The 14,908-nt window shown below is 29.9% G+C and carries 15 protein-coding genes and 1 tRNA gene; 13 read left to right on the top strand and 3 right to left on the bottom strand.

The genetic code is table 11. From position 1 onward, the window contains the following. Nucleotides 1–46: 46 nt before the first annotated feature. Complete coding sequence (der, locus tag CXF68_RS01265) at nucleotides 47–1,351, bottom strand: ribosome biogenesis GTPase Der (protein WP_101042550.1); 1,305 nt, start codon at nucleotides 1,349–1,351, stop codon at nucleotides 47–49. Nucleotides 1,352–1,456: 105 nt separating this feature from the next. On the opposite strand from der, the gene CXF68_RS01260 reads away from it, so the two are divergent. Continuing rightward, entirely contained in the window at nucleotides 1,457–1,963 is a 507-nt protein-coding gene (locus tag CXF68_RS01260) for a GTP-binding protein (protein ID WP_101042549.1), read from the top strand. Here the strand turns inward: CXF68_RS01260 and era are convergent. Further along, a complete protein-coding gene (gene era, locus CXF68_RS01255) occupies nucleotides 1,960–2,841 on the bottom strand; it encodes a GTPase Era (protein WP_101042548.1) in 882 nt (293 codons plus the stop codon). The genes CXF68_RS01260 and era overlap by 4 nt on opposite strands. 138 nt (nucleotides 2,842–2,979) lie before the next feature. Here era and CXF68_RS01250 point away from each other — a divergent pair. The 9 genes from CXF68_RS01250 to CXF68_RS01210 all read left to right on the top strand — a co-directional run bounded on the left by CXF68_RS01250 (nucleotide 2,980) and on the right by CXF68_RS01210 (nucleotide 11,316). Continuing rightward, a tRNA-Met gene (locus CXF68_RS01250) sits at nucleotides 2,980–3,052 on the top strand. Between the two features lie 272 nt (nucleotides 3,053–3,324). Beyond that, nucleotides 3,325–4,137, top strand: a complete 813-nt coding sequence (locus CXF68_RS01245) for a hypothetical protein (RefSeq protein ID WP_101042547.1) — start codon at nucleotides 3,325–3,327, stop codon at nucleotides 4,135–4,137. A gap of 82 nt (nucleotides 4,138–4,219) precedes the next feature. Next, a complete protein-coding gene (locus tag CXF68_RS01240) occupies nucleotides 4,220–4,756 on the top strand; it encodes a hypothetical protein (RefSeq protein WP_101042546.1) in 537 nt (178 codons plus the stop codon). After that, nucleotides 4,732–5,478, top strand: coding sequence for a sensor histidine kinase (locus tag CXF68_RS01235; protein WP_101042545.1), 747 nt, complete (start codon nucleotides 4,732–4,734; stop codon nucleotides 5,476–5,478). The genes CXF68_RS01240 and CXF68_RS01235 overlap by 25 nt, the downstream gene beginning before the upstream one ends. 9 nt (nucleotides 5,479–5,487) lie before the next feature. Then, nucleotides 5,488–6,177, top strand: coding sequence for a response regulator transcription factor (locus CXF68_RS01230; RefSeq protein ID WP_101042544.1), 690 nt, complete (start codon nucleotides 5,488–5,490; stop codon nucleotides 6,175–6,177). A 253-nt stretch (nucleotides 6,178–6,430) separates the two neighbouring features. Further along, complete coding sequence (locus CXF68_RS01225; protein ID WP_101042543.1) at nucleotides 6,431–8,104, top strand: hypothetical protein; 1,674 nt, start codon at nucleotides 6,431–6,433, stop codon at nucleotides 8,102–8,104. Nucleotides 8,105–8,464: 360 nt separating this feature from the next. Further along, nucleotides 8,465–9,184, top strand: coding sequence for a hypothetical protein (locus CXF68_RS01220; RefSeq protein ID WP_101042542.1), 720 nt, complete (start codon nucleotides 8,465–8,467; stop codon nucleotides 9,182–9,184). Between the two features lie 14 nt (nucleotides 9,185–9,198). Next, nucleotides 9,199–10,167 (top strand): hypothetical protein, encoded by a 969-nt coding sequence (locus CXF68_RS01215; RefSeq protein ID WP_101042541.1) that lies wholly within the window; start codon nucleotides 9,199–9,201, stop codon nucleotides 10,165–10,167. Nucleotides 10,168–10,179: 12 nt separating this feature from the next. Further along, nucleotides 10,180–11,316 carry a linear amide C-N hydrolase gene (locus CXF68_RS01210; RefSeq protein WP_101042540.1) on the top strand — a complete coding sequence of 379 codons (1,137 nt, stop codon included), beginning with the start codon at nucleotides 10,180–10,182 and terminating at the stop codon, nucleotides 11,314–11,316. A gap of 97 nt (nucleotides 11,317–11,413) precedes the next feature. Here the strand turns inward: CXF68_RS01210 and CXF68_RS01205 are convergent, their stop codons facing one another. Beyond that, nucleotides 11,414–12,520, bottom strand: coding sequence for a DNA alkylation repair protein (locus CXF68_RS01205; RefSeq protein WP_101042539.1), 1,107 nt, complete (start codon nucleotides 12,518–12,520; stop codon nucleotides 11,414–11,416). 334 nt (nucleotides 12,521–12,854) lie between these two features. Here CXF68_RS01205 and CXF68_RS01200 point away from each other — a divergent pair, with 334 nt between their 5' ends. The 3 genes from CXF68_RS01200 to CXF68_RS01190 all read left to right on the top strand — a co-directional run bounded on the left by CXF68_RS01200 (nucleotide 12,855) and on the right by CXF68_RS01190 (nucleotide 14,903). Further along, the gene (locus tag CXF68_RS01200) at nucleotides 12,855–13,274 is read left to right on the top strand and encodes a helix-turn-helix domain-containing protein (RefSeq protein WP_101042538.1); all 420 of its coding nucleotides are present in this window, start codon (nucleotides 12,855–12,857) and stop codon (nucleotides 13,272–13,274) included. A gap of 109 nt (nucleotides 13,275–13,383) precedes the next feature. Next, a complete protein-coding gene (locus tag CXF68_RS01195) occupies nucleotides 13,384–14,631 on the top strand; it encodes a hypothetical protein (RefSeq protein ID WP_101042537.1) in 1,248 nt (415 codons plus the stop codon). An 11-nt stretch (nucleotides 14,632–14,642) separates the two neighbouring features. After that, nucleotides 14,643–14,903, top strand: coding sequence for a DUF4212 domain-containing protein (locus CXF68_RS01190; protein ID WP_101042536.1), 261 nt, complete (start codon nucleotides 14,643–14,645; stop codon nucleotides 14,901–14,903). Nucleotides 14,904–14,908: the final 5 nt, after the last annotated feature.

Genomic DNA, 14,908 nt, shown 5'->3' with positions numbered 1-14,908 from the left:
AATGAAAAAACTATTTTTAAAGTTGTTAATTTATGTTAAACCTATTTTATTTTTGTCTGAAATAGATAATAATAGGTACCCCGTTAAAATTATAGTGCTGACGAAGTTGGTTTTCTAAATAACGCTTGTACGGATCTCTAATATACTGCGGTAAGTTTGCGAAAAAGGCAAACTGAGGAGTATATGTTGGTAACTGCATACAGTATTTTATTTTTACATATTTTCCTTTAATTGCTGGAGGAGGGTTTTGAGCTAAGATCTCTAACATCGTTTCATTCAATTTACTTGTTTGAATACGACGTTTTCTATTTTCAAAAACCTCAACAGCAGTTTCAATTGCTTTAAAAATACGTTGCTTTGTTAATACAGAAGTAAATATAATAGGAACATCACTAAAAGGAGAGATTTTCTGTCTTATTTGAGCTTCAAAATCACGCATAGTATTGGTCTCTTTTTCAACCAAATCCCATTTATTAACAAGTATAACAACACCTTTTTTGTTTTTTTCTGCTAGCCAGAATATTTTTTCATCTTGCCCTTCGAAATCACGAGTTGCATCAACGACTAAAATGGCAACATCACAATGCTCAATAGCACGAACTGCACGCATTACAGAATAGAATTCTAAATCTTCTTTTACTTTTGATTTTTTACGAATTCCAGCAGTATCTACTAAGTTAAATTCAAAACCAAAACGATTGTATTTTGTGTCAATAGAATCTCTAGTTGTACCCGCAATATTGGTAACAATATTTCTATCTTCTCCAATTAAAGCATTAATAAAAGAAGATTTACCAGCATTAGGACGTCCTACAATGGCAAAGCGAGGAAGTTCATTTTCTTCAACTTCTTCTTCTTTAGGAATTTCTTTAGCTACAGCGTCTAGTAATTCACCAGTTCCACTACCGTTTATTGACGAAATAGTATGGTAATCTCCTAAACCAAGGTTGTAGAACTCAACAGCATCTGCGTCACGCATTGCGTTATCTACTTTGTTAACGGCCATAATAAGAGGCTTTTTAACTTGACGTAAAATTTTTGCAACCTCAGCATCCATAGGAGTAATTCCTTGTTCAACATCAACTACAAAAATAATAATATCAGCTTCTTCAATAGCTAGCTGAACTTGTTTGCGTATTTCTCCTTCAAAAATATCGTCAGATCCGACAACATATCCACCAGTATCAATTACCGAAAACTCCTTTCCGTTCCATTCAGATTTTCCGTAGTGCCTATCTCTTGTAACTCCACTAACAGAATCTACAATAGCTTCACGACGTTGTACTAAACGATTAAATAAGGTTGATTTACCTACATTAGGTCTTCCAACAATGGCTACAATACTACTCATTTTGCAAAAAAATTTGTGCAAAGATACAACTTACGTTATGATTTTAAGCCGAATTTTAAATAGTATACTATATTTTAGTACATTGTGGGCTAATAACTTTAAAATATGGAGGATCAACTGTATAATCAGATTTTTTTAAAACCAAGGTTTCAAATTGATTTTGAAATGAATTCTGAGGTTTTAATGAGCGAAATTAAAAATTACTTATCTGATGAAACTAGATATAAAATGAAGGTTGTAGATACTCATGTGATTATTGATATACCCGATAAGGAAACTCATTTTTGGTCTCCTCAATTATCGTTAGAGATAGAAAGTATAACCGAAGAAACTTCAAAAATAAAAGGGTTATTTGGCCCAAAACCACAGGTATGGACCTTTTTTATGTTCTTGCATTTTGTTGTAGCTACTGCTTTTTTAATCTTTGGAGTTATTGCGTATACCAATTGGTCTTTACAAAAAGGGTCAATATTTCCTATAGTAATGCTAGTAGTTTTACCAATAGTATGGGTAATACTTTATTTTGCAGGGACTATAGGTAGGTCTACAGGTGAAAAGCAAATGAAAAGTTTAAAGAATTTTACTAAGTTGTTATTAAAAAAGATAAATTAATCTTTGTAACCAAAGCGTTTTAATTGTCGGTCATTTGAACGCCAGTTCTTATTCACTTTTACATATAATTCTAAAAATACTTTTTTGTCAAAAAATAATTCTAAATCTTTACGAGACTCTGTACCTACACGTTTAAGAGCTGCTCCTTTATGACCTATAATTATACCTTTTTGAGTATCGCGTTCAACCATTATTACTGAACGGATTTTTATAATAGTTTCTTCTTCAAAAAACTCTTCAGTCTCTACTTCTATAGAATACGGAATTTCTTTTTTATAGTGCGTTAGAATTTTTTCACGTATTTTTTCGTTCACAAAAAATCGTTCAGGTTTATCAGTTAACTGATCTTTAGGATAAAAAGCAGGTGCATCTGGTAGTAATTCTTTAATTTTTGTAAAAACTGAATCGACATTAAACTTTTCTAGGGCAGAAATTACATAAACAAAAGCATTAGGCACTTTATTTTTCCAATATTCAATTTTTTCTTCAACCTCTTCTTGTGAAGATTTATCTATTTTGTTTAATAATAAAATTACAGGAATTTCACTGTGAATTATTCTATTAAAAAACGCTTCATTCTTTAATTCTTTTTCTCCAACTTCAACCATGTAAATTAAAATATCAGCATCATCAAAAGCCGATTTTACAAAATCCATCATTGATTGTTGTAGTTCATAAGCAGGTTTAATAATTCCTGGAGTGTCAGAAAATATAACTTGATGGTCGTCATCATTCACAATTCCTAAAATACGATGTCTGGTAGTTTGTGCTTTAGAAGTAATGATAGATAATTTCTCACCAACTAATGCATTCATTAAGGTTGATTTCCCAACATTTGGGTTTCCGATGATGTTTACAAATCCTGCTTTATGTGTCATAGTGCAAAGATAAGTTGTTTAAATTAAAAATAGTTTTTTTTATGGTGTTGTTAATGTGGTGGTTAAGAAATATGTTGTTTTAAAAGTGCATTTTGTTTGGTTAGATGAAATAAAAGAATGTATATTTGCACTCGAAATCGCGGGATAGAGCAGTAGGTAGCTCGTCGGGCTCATAACCCGAAGGTCACTGGTTCGAGTCCAGTTCCCGCTACTAATAGTAGCAAAGCTTCACAGAAATGTGAAGCTTTTTTTATGCTCTAAAAACTGAAAATTTAGCACTTGAATTTTGATTTTTAGATTGTTAAAACCATATTTGATCTACTTAGGTTACTCCAATTTTATTTAAATAATATTTATGAGCGATTAGCATAAAACAATAAAACATGTTTTTGTGTCGCTTATGACAAGAACTATATCGCTTAAGGCGTTTTTATGTTTTGCTTTTTATTTTAAAAGTATATTGCTTAAATAAAATAAATAGTTATGAATATAGATATTGTTAAGAAGAGTATTAGAAAGTGGGATCAAATTCGTAACACGGAATTGGGTTTAACCTTTTTAACTTCTGGTGCTGGTTTTGAAGTTAAGAGAAAGGAGTACAACTCGTGGAAAAATGTAATTGAAGAGGAAGGATATAAAAGTAAGAGAGGAAATAAGCCTTTACCATGTGTTCATTTATATATTGGAGTACTTGAGTTTGAAACAGTGTTTTATTTAATAGACTCTATTTCTGACGCTAAATTGATAGGTTCTAATTCATGTAAAAATATATTAGGCAAGACTTTATTTTACAAGAATTTTACAAAAGAGTTTTTAGAGGGGGGAGATGAAGAGGATTTGAGCATGGAGTTAGGGTCGATAGGGTTAAGGGATGAGGATGGAATTAGTGATCATTGCGCAGCGAAAAGAGCTTTTAAGTGGTTTTTGTTTTCTAATAAATGGGCTTATAAAAAAATAAATGCAATGAATAAGCCGGAAAATAAACATAAAAAGTCAGAAGTTGTTAGAGTGTTTACCATTCCATGGGGAGATTTTGAAACACTTTTTAATGAGAGTGAAAAGAATAAAGTTTTTTTGTTTTTTGGGTTGAATGATATAAAGCTTAAAGATGAAGTAAATTCAAATAAAGAAATTACGTTTAAAGATGAAATAGAAGTGATTTTATGTAGTGAAAAAGGGTTTTTAAAGAAGGGTAAATTGCCTAGTACGGGTAATGTATCCGATTCTGAAGATGTTACCATTCCGAGACCTCCATTTGGTTTTACAGAGAATCATGCTTTTAATTTATTAAGTTAAATTGGATAGTTTAATTGGTTATATTTTTAGTTCCGTATCAATTTCTATTTTGTTTTTATGGGGTGTTATATCGTGTTGTTTAATGCAAAAAAAGCATAATTGGATTTACATTGCACTATTATTTATAATAGAAATTGTTTCTGTATTTCCTTTTGTTGTTAATAATAATGTGAGGTTATTAATGTTAGTTTCCTTTTTTGTGCATTTTGTTTTTTTTACAATTTTTTATTTTTCAAAAGTTAGTTTATTTAAAAATGAATTTAAAGTATGGGTAATTAGTATTGGTGTATTAGTATTGTTAACGAGTGTTGTAGTACCTGAAAACTATTTGCAATTTGATGGTCGTTTTGTTTATTCACTAACGATTACTTTTTATAGTTTGATGTATTTCTATAGCTTTTTAAAAGAAGATATTAAGCCTTGTAAGTATGAAATCATTTTAAATAGCAGCATTCTTTTTTTCTTTTGTATTGATGCTTTTTTGGCAATAGCTACAAGCTATTTAATAAATAATAACCTTACACTAGTTAGTTGGTTTTGGTTTTTTAGAGCTGTGTTTTTACAGTTGTTTTATATCTCATTTGTGTATTATTTATGGAAAATTTTGAAGGTTCAATAATACCTGTTATATGGTTAGTACTAGGTCTTTTTATAATTGTTGTTTTGTTGTTCTTTTTAATTTTGTTTTTAAAAATTCATGTTAAAAAAATTAAAACGGAAGAAAAGAAAAAACACGATTTAATAATCTCGTATCAAAAAGAATTATTAAAAACGACCATTCTTACACAAGAAAAAGAACGGAACCGAATTGCGCAAGATATTCATGACGGAATAGTTTCGCAATTAAATGTTATTCGATTATCAAAAAAAGAGGATGAAAAAGCTGTAAACGAAAAGCTTAAAGAGTGTATTAAAACAGTGCGATTGATTTCATATGATTTAATGCCTCCGCTTATTGAAGAAACACCGGTAGAAGAGTTGTTAGCCAAATTAATTCTAGATTTAGAGGCAAGTACAGAAGTTCAAATACATAGTGTTATACATGATAATAGTAAAGTTGAAGCAAGTGTTAAATTACAATTGGTAAGAATTGTACAAGAAGTAACCACAAATATTATAAAACATGCGAATGCGACTAAAATTGTATTTTTATTAAGAGTTACTAAAAGCAATGTTGCATTAAAAATAGAAGATAATGGTGTTGGCTTTAAAGATTCTAATATTGCTGGATTGGGGTTGAAAAATATAACAGCAAGAACACAATTGTTAAACGGAATTCATAAATTTAAAAGTATCCCAGATATTAAAACAAGCTTTTTATTAAAAGTAAACTTACCTTAAATTATAGAGATGAAAAGACAAACTCCCATAATTCAAATTGCAATTGTAGATGATGATATAATGGTGTCTACACTATTGCGAGATTTTTTTGAACGAAATAGTACTATTAAAACACTTTATATTGCTAATAGCGGAAATCAGTTTTTAGAAGAATTCGGAAACAATGTAACAATTCCTGATGTTGTACTCTTGGATTTACGTATGAAAAATGGTAGTGGATTAGAAGTATTAGAGAAGTTATCTATAATGGAAGAAAGTCCTAAGGTTATTGTGATGTCTAGTCATTATGATGCTTCTTATATGGGGCAAATGTTAAAGCTAGGATGTGATGCTTTTCTGCCAAAAGAAATTGATCCAGAAGAATTGATAGAAATTATATATAGAGTATATGAATATGGACATTATTTTTTAGAGGAACAAATTGTTAGTTTACGAAAGCAAGTGGCTACAAAAAGTCCGAAGTTACATCTTAATTCTAAAGACAGTCTTTCGGAAAGAGAACTAGAGGTTTTAGAACTCTTGTGTCAACAATTAACCACAAAAGAAATTGCGGACAGGCTGTTTATTTCACCAAAAACAGTTGAAATGCATAAAAGTAATTTACTCGTTAAAACAGGAGTAAGAAACTCTGTAGGACTTATTATGTATGCAGTCCAAAATAAATTAATAGATCCGAATAACTTAATACTATTGGATTAATCAAATCCATAAATAGCATACGTTTATTTTGAAACGTAAACAGTATAAAAAAAAGGAATCAATCTAGACTAGATTGATTCCTTTTTTATGCTTAAAACATTGAAAAAGGTAAGATAGTAAATTCCCTATTTTTTTTAATATAGAGAAAGCCCTATACATATATTTTTCAGTTCTGTTGACATTTGTATTTGACAAAAGGCGATATCCGAAAAGCCTGTATTGAATAGAGTAGGGGTTATTAAATAGTTAAAAGATGAAAGAAGATTTATCATCAGTGCCATTTCAGTTTAGTTTAACATATGCTGATTATCCAGAAAGACCAAATACCCTTTTCTCAGAAGAAAAAGGACCTATAGCAGCAATTAACATTCAATTAAAGGCTGAAAGAAAAATTACTTTTAATCAATCAAATAATAAAACAGTAAGTAATGATCATTTTCATTTCTATTTAAAGCTTGGGAAAAATCAGCAAATAGCTCCATTAAAAGAAAATTGTGAACAAAAATTAAAAACGAAAGATTGGACTTATAAAATAAAAACTGAAGATGAAAGTTATGATTACATTTTCTTTTTATATCAAGGGAATAAAGCTTTGAGTTATTCTTTTGAAAATCCTTTTTCATTAGAAATATTTAACTTAATAATTAAAAATGATTTAAAATATAAAGGAACCTTTCTACAAATCCATTTTAATTATATTAAACATTCTGGTCTTGAGGTTCCTTCTTTGTGTGTTAGTGAAGAGGGAAAACAAGATGTTAATTGGAACAATTCAAGTGAAACTACTATTGATTTAGCTATTGAAAAATTGGATAAAAAAGCAATATTTCCTTTTGTTGCTCAATGGATAAATGTTCCAAATGTTTTAAATGATGGAAGAACAGAGAATACACTTTCATTACGATTATTTAATAGTAGTGAATATAATTCATTGAATTTTAATCAAAATGCTACAATTGCTATTCAGGTAAATAATGATGATGAAACAGGACTTTCTTCTGATGAAAATATAAAAAATATAAAAATAGACTTTAAAAGAGGTAAGGAAAATACAAGAAATGACTGGACATTATCTCCTCTAGCTTCTTTTGTAAATAGAACTTGTATTTTATCTAGTAGTCAAACTGATATTATCTTGCAACCTTCTGATTATATTGATATCGAATTTTCAGAAATTGTAACCGATTATTTAAGTGGTACAGCAATGTTCGTTTTGAATTATAGTGGCTTTGTAGGTTTTCCTGATGGGCAAATAACAGTACCTGTGCAAAAAGCATCTTTATATTGTTCTAACAATATTGGTGTTGGTACAACAACACCTACAGCAAAATTGGATGTAAATGGAACTTTGAACGTAACTGAAAAAGCTTCTTTTGATGATGATGTAGAAATTCAAGGAAGTTTATCAGGAAAAGAAGGGAAATTAAATATAAATGATCAGGTTAATTTTCAAAAAGAGATAAAATCTTTAGGTTGTATTGATACATCGGAGAAAATTAAGGAGGAAGGAAATGAACTAATTCCCAAAGGAACAATAGTAATGTGGAATGGATCAACAGCTCCAAAAGGATGGAGTTTATGTGATAAAACAAATGGAACTCCAGATTTAAGAGGTAGATTTATTGTAGGGTACAACCCTAATGATTCTGATTATAATTTAATCGAAAAGAGTGGAGGGGAAAAAGAGGTGACATTAACTAAAGAGCAGATGCCTAAACATAGCCATTCTTCTAGGTTAGAATCTATAGGTATTCGTTATTGGAAAAGATCTTTTGAGGGATCCAATGGATCGCCAAATACAATGGTCAATGGAAATGAAGATGGTTGTAGTCCTTTTTCTGATTTGCATAGTTTTGAAACGGGAGGTGATAAGCCTCACGAAAACCGTCCTCCATATTTTGTTTTAGCTTATATCATGAAGTTATAAAGCAACGAACATTAATAAATATTTATCCTTGATAGATGATCAATAGTTAGCTATCAAGGATAATAAGTAAAAAAGTTATTATTCTCAAAAGTACATAATTCTGATATTTTATATAACAATATTTACCACCAAAAAGAAAATCTTTTTGTAAAAGGGTTTATGTAAATACAAAGTGAAAATTACAGACACCGTTTATCTGATTTAATCAGGAGCGGAGTGTTTGCTATAAATGCTTTAATACAATAGAAGATTAGTATCACTTTGTGTACCAATCAATAGATAATTAACTAATAAATAAAGGCGGAACCTGAAAAGCCTATGTTGAATAGAGTAAGGAAAACTAACTAAATATTAAAATTCATGAATTTCAAAGAAATTTTAAATATTATTTTAAAAAACAATTTAGAAACTATTAATGAGGTTGTTAAAAAGACAATTACTAATAAAGGTTTTGACCCTACAGGAGGAAGTTCTGAATATGGACCTAAAAATATTGGGTCTATCAGTATTGGAATAGAAGGTTTCTCTGTAAATGCTACTGCATATTTTAAATATAGTTTAGATGGTTTAAGAGGATTATCATCTAGTACTTTTAAGGAGATAAATGTTAATTCAGTAGAGATACCTGTTGAAGCAAACACTTTTTCAGCTAGAGCAACTTTTAACTTTGGCACTAATGGTGATTTAGAAGCTCATGCTGGATGTGAAATAAAAGCGAAAGGATGTGTTGATGTTCCAGTTTTTGGGGAAAAATGTATGACTATCAAAGAAGGACCAGATGCTCGAATAAAAATGCATGGTTATAATGTAAATGGAGAGCTTTCTGTTTCAGGCACAATTGTAAATAACACGATTACTATAGATCGTTTTGATATTGATTCGTCTAAAATAACTTCTGGGCATACCTCTGTAAATATTTCAGGACTTGGACCTTTTAATTCTTTGGCAAGCAACGCTGTGTCGTTTATAGCAGAAGGAGCAGTATCAAATTTATCGTCTAATATATCTAGTCTTTTACCTTTAATAGTTTTAGGTGTAGGTAAAATGGTTTTACCTATCTCTAAAAATGTATCAATTTAATTAAAAAATAAAATATGAAAAATTATTCAAATTGGATGACCGATAATTTGGAAATCCTAGGAGGAAAAAAAATAAAAGAACTTACATTACCTGCTTCACATGATTCAGGAATGAGTGTAATTACCCAATCTACAAGCTTTTCAAATAATTGTAATACTCAAACTCAAAAATATAGTTTTACAGAGCAATTAACTGCAGGAGTGCGTTATTTTGATTTACGACCAATCATTGGTGGAGGTGAATTTTACACAGGGCATTATACTCAGGGTAAGATTGAAGGTGAGAAATTTATTGTAGGTTCTAGAGGTTTATTGATAGATGATTTTATTAGTCAGGTAAATTGTTTTACTGAAAAGCATAAAGAAATGATAATAATTAATGTTTCGCATGCCTATAATACTGATAATGCAAGTAGAGCTGAAGAATGGGAATTCAATTCTTCTGAATGGAATCGTTTGTTGAATAAGTTTAAATTATTAAATAATAGGTCTAAAGAAAAAGTTAATCGGTTATCTGATAAAAAATTGAATCAATTTACTGGTACGAAAGGGGTGGTTTTATTGTTTTTAACAGGCTTAAATGTTCCTGTTTCAGATCTAAGTGATGGGATGTATCCAGTGAGTAAATTAGGCTTGGTAAGAAAAGATAAAGAAGATGAAAAGGATAAACGAAAAAGTACTATTGATGTAAATGATATGGTTGAATATCAATTAGATCAAATGAAAAAATATTACAAAAACGGTTTATTCAAACTTAGTTGGACGTTAACAATGCAATTTCAACAAGCTCTTGCAGCTTCAGTACATCCAAAAGAAGCAAAATCAATACAATCTTATGCAGAAGAAGCCTGGAGAGAGATTGATAAAGGAGTTTTACAAATGACTAAGAATATATATCCTAATTTGATATCAATTGATTTTTCAGATGATATACTTACTGAGAAATGTATAGCTCTAAATTTAAATAGATTTAAAAATAATTAATTTACAAAGCCGATGTGCACAAACATATTATTAAAATCAAAAAATGGAGATGCAGTAATATCTGCGAGAACGATGGATTTTGGAGGTGATTTTATCACTAAACTCCATAAAATACCAAGAAGTGAAAAATATTATGATATTTTGTTTAATAATGAAACAGAGTTTACAAAATTTAAGAAAGAATTTGAAATAACAGAATGGGAAAATGCCTATGGTTATCTTAGTACACACGCATATTTTAAGGTAGAGAAATGGGAATTTGAAATTCCAACCTGCATGGACGGAATGAATGAGAAAGGATTATCTGGAGCAACACTATGGATGCCATGTGCAGATTACCCTAAGCCAAATATTACTAAAAAGAATATTTTATCTATTCATTTGGTCGCTTATATATTGGCAACATGTGCTACCGTAAATGATGTCGTTGATAAACTGGAAGGTGTTAATGTTATTAATTTTTCAACTTCATTAAATAAGTTTATACCCCAGCATTTTGTATTTTCAGATTCAAAAGGAAAAAGCCTTATAGTAGAGTTTAAAGGTGGTAAGATGATAACTCATCAACCTACAAACGGAGTACTTACAAATTATCCTTTTTATGACAAACAACTTATTAATTTAAAAAAGTATGATGATTTAACTTTTGAAAATAAAGAGTACACTTATTGTGAAAATGATTCATCTAAATGTTCTCAAGATACTAATGGGAGTGGGATGTCTGGTAAAATTGAACATAATGGTTTACCAGGTGATGCTACACCTAAATCACGATTTGTTAGAGCCTCTAAATTTTCAGAAGTAAATTTTGAAGCTACTAACTCGCAAGATGCTGTAACACATATACAGCAACTTATACAAACATTACAAGTTCCTGTAGGAACTATTGTTCCCAATAAGAATAATTGTGGGAATAAGAATGAAAATAAGAATAAATGGGATATGAAAAATGGTTATGATCACACAAAATGGTGTGTAATAAGGGAGCATAATAGTTTTGGTAAAATTAATTATTACTATTATACAAATGATAATCCTACATTACAAAAGATTAGTTTAGATAAGATAGATTGGGAAAAAGATTCTAACCCAATTGATTTTGAAGCAAATAATAAAACTTGGTATGCTGAGACTAATTTTAGTTCATAGATGTAGAACTATAGGGTATTCATAACTCGAACGAAGGTTATGGGTTTGGTATCTGTTTAAATTACTAAAAAAAGCTTCACAGAAATGTGAAGCTTTTTTATGCAGTCAACTCAAAATCTATTTTCTCAAATTCTACTCCATTTATAATAATAGATAACTGATGCTTACCAATGTGAAATTTTCGAGTAGTAATTACTTTAAAAGATTGTTTTCGCCGAACAATTGTTGTTGAATTTCCTGAATATTCTTTTTCGCTTATTTTAAATACTTTTTTTGAAAGAGAGCTATTAGCCTTTTGATAATAAAGACCATATTCTAATCTTATTTTTGATGCTGTATTATTGATGTTTTCAATATTGAATAAAAATTCTAAAGCACCACCAATGGAAACTATTGGCGTAGTAATTTTAAAATCGGTTATTTTTATTTTATCAATATCTCCAAAACCAAATAATTCCATTACTTCTAAATTACCTTGTTTTAAAAGAGTTCTACAGGCGTGTTTAGTCAAAGAAACTGATTCTTTTGTTGTGTTTTTCCATTTTTTAACAAGGTAAATTACTATTGTAGGATTGTCTTTTGAAATATCATTTAGGTTATTTGCAACACTTCTTCTAACATTTTCTGAAACATCATTCTTTAAGTTTTCAAGAATAGGAATTATCGGTTCTGGATTTTCTTTTAAAAACGGAATTGCCATTGCCCATGGAAGTCTTGGTCTACAGCCTTCTGTGGCAAGTCGCCTAACCATAGATTGTTTGTGGTTAGACCAATCAAGCATCTGTTGTAGCATTGTTTTAGGGTAGTGAATAATAAAAGGTCTAACCGCAAATTCACAACTTACAAACTGAGTAATAACTTCAAAAGCATTAACGGAAGTATCAAAATCATCTATTCCATAAATCTCTATGAAATCAGGAAAGAATATGAATTCTAAGTTATTTGGTTTAAAACCATTTTTTTCTAATGCAGGAATAAGTTTTAGTATGATTTCAACATTATCTTTAAAATCGTTTGTTAAATTATTTTTGAGCACATGCGTAATATGTCTCATTCGTTGCTTTAGCTCTTTGCTTTCCCATTCATTATTGTAAACCTCTTTCAAAAAATATTTGGAATCAAAATCAGGAATAACCGCTGTAATAGAGGTGGTAAATCGACTAAAGAATGTTTCATTGTAAATGTTCTTAAATAATTCTGACATAAATATTTTTTTCTAAATCTCGTTTATTTCAATACCTAAAATCAAATATATACATTGTATAGTGTTTTGTTTGTAGGATTATTTAAAGCAAAAGTAAATAAGGTAAGTGACAGCCTTATGTCAGTAGTGGGGTGTTATTTAAATTTAGAATTGTCTAAAGTACCTATGTGATATCTACTTGTTTTTTTAGTAATGTTGAAATGTTTAATGAAATGGTTGGTTTTTTATGAAATTTAGTTTTTTAACGTATTTTTCATGATGATTATGTTGTTTTATTCGTTTTTTAATAAAAAAAACATTGCTAAATTGATATATTTATGCTAATTTAGTATATATGAAAATAGATGTTTGTCCAAATTGTAATTCTGATCATAAAATTAAAAGCGGAATTGTTAATGATAGACAGCGTTATAAGTGTAAAAAATGCAATTATTTCTTTACTGTAAATAAGATAGGTAAGAAGATTGACGACTATTATGTAAACAAATCACTTCAATTGTATTTAGAGGGTTTAACTTACCGTGAAATCGAACGTATTTTAGGAATTTCTCATGTAAGCGTTATGAACTGGGTAAAGAAATATAATATCAAACGTCCCAATAGTGCTAATTATCACCCAACGTATAAAATTTTAAATGCTGCTGAGCTTGGTTATTATTTTAAAAATTCCGAAAATATTAAGGGCGCAGGTGTAATTGTTACTGAGTTAGGAGATAAATTTATGCTTATTAAATGGGAGCGTTTTAAAGATTAAGTATACTTATTTAACAGATAAGTATATTGGTTTTTTATTAACAGATTGTTTTTAAGAGTTTAGTGGTGCACACAAAACTAATATTGATTAACCAAACTCTTAAAAACTAATGAAAAATCAAACCCTTTTAGTGATGGGACTATTTCTTTTGTCCTTTCAGTTTATTAATGCCCAAGGGTCTCCTGATTATACAGGAGGTCTTAAAGTCAAATTCAATGAGGACGGCTCAAAATATCTTCGAGTCATTTCCTGGGCACAAGTACAAGCGAACTATAATACAGATGATACTTTTGATGCAAACGGAAATGAAAATAGCTCGTTAAGTTTTAATTTGCGACGTGCTCGTATTTTAATGTTTGCACAGATTAATAAAGACTTTTTAATTTTAACGCATTTTGGACTTAACAGTTTAACAAGTTCTTCGCTAAGTCCAACAGGAAAAGGAGATGGATCACAATTGTTTTTTCATGATGTATGGGGACAATATAATCTAGGAGATAATCATGCTGTAGGAGCTGGTTTGCATTATTTTAATGGTATCTCTCGTTTGAATAATCAGAGTACACTAAATATGATGACCTTAGATAACCACCGTCAAGCTTGGGCTACTATAGGATTGTCTGATCAGTTCGCACGACACTTAGGTATTTTTGTGAAAGGAAAATTTAAACGCCTTCAATACCGTGTTGCAATAAATGATGCTTCAGTCTCATCTTTAGATAATAGAGCTGCAGAAGCGGGTGGAAATGCTGTTTATAATGGTCGTGCTACTTTAGGATCTAAAGAAGCTGGTAGGTCTTATGCAGGTTATTTCGATTATCAATTCTTTGATCAAGAATCAAATTTTTTGCCATATAAAGTAGGAACCTACTTAGGAGGGAAAAAAGTTTTTAATATTGGAGCAGGTTTCTTTCTGCATCCAAAAGGATCCGTTATAGACAACGGAACAATTGTCGCTCCTAACATCGTAGGAGAAGATGTTACAATTTTTGCGGTAGATGCATTTTACGATACACCAATTGGTGAAAATGGTAGTGCTTTAACAGCATATGCGATGTTTCAATCAAGTAATTACGGGAAAGATTATTTATTTAGTGCTTACGGAACAGGAAGTATGGTATATGGTCACGTAGGATATGTTTTTAAAGGAGATAAAAGTAAAACTAGATATCAGCCTTATTTAAGTTATGGAACACATAGTTATGATGCTATAAGCGATAATAGAAGTACGCTAGGTATTGGTGTAAATGCTTATATGAGTGGTCATAATTCAAAATTAACATTAGAATATAAAAAACAAAAATTTGGAGTAGCAGATTCTAATATCATATCGCTTCAAGCGATGATTTATTTATAAAATATAAAACTATGTCTGAAAAACAAAATAACGCAACAGCGTACTGGAAGGAAAACTTAAAATACTTAGCCATTTTATTAGCTATCTGGTTTGTGGTTTCCTTCGGATTTGGAATATTGCTAGTTGATCAGTTAAACACTATTAAAATAGGAGGGTTTAAATTAGGATTCTGGTTTGCGCAACAAGGGTCTATTTATGTATTTGTTGTGCTCATATTCGTCTATATAAGATTGATGAATAAGTTGGATAAAAAATATGGAGTTGACGAATAAACTAA

It is taken from the genome of Tenacibaculum sp. Bg11-29, from assembly GCF_002836595.1.
Classification (GTDB): Bacteria; Bacteroidota; Bacteroidia; order Flavobacteriales; family Flavobacteriaceae; genus Polaribacter.
Note: the sequence above shows the minus strand (reverse complement) of the source record. Positions and strands in the feature narration are given on the sequence as shown.

Coding starts and splice junctions, on each gene's coding strand:
- CXF68_RS01260 (WP_101042549.1), top strand. CDS start 1,457: ATGGAGGATCAACTGTATAATCAGATTTTTTTAAAACCAAGGTTTCAA.
- CXF68_RS01245 (WP_101042547.1), top strand. CDS start 3,325: ATGAATATAGATATTGTTAAGAAGAGTATTAGAAAGTGGGATCAAATT.
- CXF68_RS01195 (WP_101042537.1), top strand. CDS start 13,384: ATGAAAAATCAAACCCTTTTAGTGATGGGACTATTTCTTTTGTCCTTT.
- CXF68_RS01205 (WP_101042539.1), bottom strand. CDS start 12,520: ATGTCAGAATTATTTAAGAACATTTACAATGAAACATTCTTTAGTCGA.
- CXF68_RS01235 (WP_101042545.1), top strand. CDS start 4,732: ATGGAAAATTTTGAAGGTTCAATAATACCTGTTATATGGTTAGTACTA.
- CXF68_RS01240 (WP_101042546.1), top strand. CDS start 4,220: ATGCAAAAAAAGCATAATTGGATTTACATTGCACTATTATTTATAATA.
- CXF68_RS01220 (WP_101042542.1), top strand. CDS start 8,465: ATGAATTTCAAAGAAATTTTAAATATTATTTTAAAAAACAATTTAGAA.
- CXF68_RS01215 (WP_101042541.1), top strand. CDS start 9,199: ATGAAAAATTATTCAAATTGGATGACCGATAATTTGGAAATCCTAGGA.
- CXF68_RS01230 (WP_101042544.1), top strand. CDS start 5,488: ATGAAAAGACAAACTCCCATAATTCAAATTGCAATTGTAGATGATGAT.
- CXF68_RS01210 (WP_101042540.1), top strand. CDS start 10,180: ATGTGCACAAACATATTATTAAAATCAAAAAATGGAGATGCAGTAATA.
- CXF68_RS01200 (WP_101042538.1), top strand. CDS start 12,855: ATGAAAATAGATGTTTGTCCAAATTGTAATTCTGATCATAAAATTAAA.
- era (WP_101042548.1), bottom strand. CDS start 2,841: ATGACACATAAAGCAGGATTTGTAAACATCATCGGAAACCCAAATGTT.
- CXF68_RS01190 (WP_101042536.1), top strand. CDS start 14,643: ATGTCTGAAAAACAAAATAACGCAACAGCGTACTGGAAGGAAAACTTA.
- der (WP_101042550.1), bottom strand. CDS start 1,351: ATGAGTAGTATTGTAGCCATTGTTGGAAGACCTAATGTAGGTAAATCA.
- CXF68_RS01225 (WP_101042543.1), top strand. CDS start 6,431: ATGAAAGAAGATTTATCATCAGTGCCATTTCAGTTTAGTTTAACATAT.